1 protein-coding gene is annotated in these 410 nt (G+C 68.3%); it reads right to left on the bottom strand.

Annotated features, from left to right (window positions below; all coding sequences use genetic code 11):
* Positions 1–220: recombinase family protein (locus MJ797_RS25475; protein ID WP_239342081.1), on the bottom strand; the 220-nt coding region annotated here is incomplete at its 3' end.
* Positions 221–410 lie beyond the last annotated feature (190 nt).

Here is a 410-nt window from a genome sequence, read left to right as displayed (position 1 = left end):
GGGCGCCGGCGTTCGTCGTGTTCGCCGCGAGTTTCGCCTCGATCGCCAGATAGTCCGCCCAGCTGATGTAGCCGGGATGATGGTCGGGGATGACGATCGGCCACGTGTCGCGGGGCAGCCGGACGGTGTGCGCGTGCACCGTGCCGTCCGGGTCCACGCTTGTGCGGGTCGTGTAGCGGCCGTAGACGTAGACGCCGGCGTAGGCGGGGTTCTTCAGCACCGAGCTGGCGCGGGCGTGGGTGAGCGGGCCGAAGCGCAGTGTCGCCGCTTCCTGAAAACTGACCCCCTGGGGTCCTCCGAAAGTTGACCCCCCTGCTTGCGTAGGGAGGTGCTGAACGTGGAGGACTGGGCGGAGATCCGCAGGTTGCATCGAGCCGAGCAGGTCCCGATCAAGGAGATCGCCCGCAGGC

Origin of the sequence: Protofrankia sp. CiP3 (genome assembly GCF_917627345.1) — a bacterium.
Classification (GTDB): Bacteria; Actinomycetota; Actinomycetes; order Frankiales; family Frankiaceae; genus Protofrankia.
This window is presented reverse-complemented; position numbering and strand designations above follow the sequence as displayed.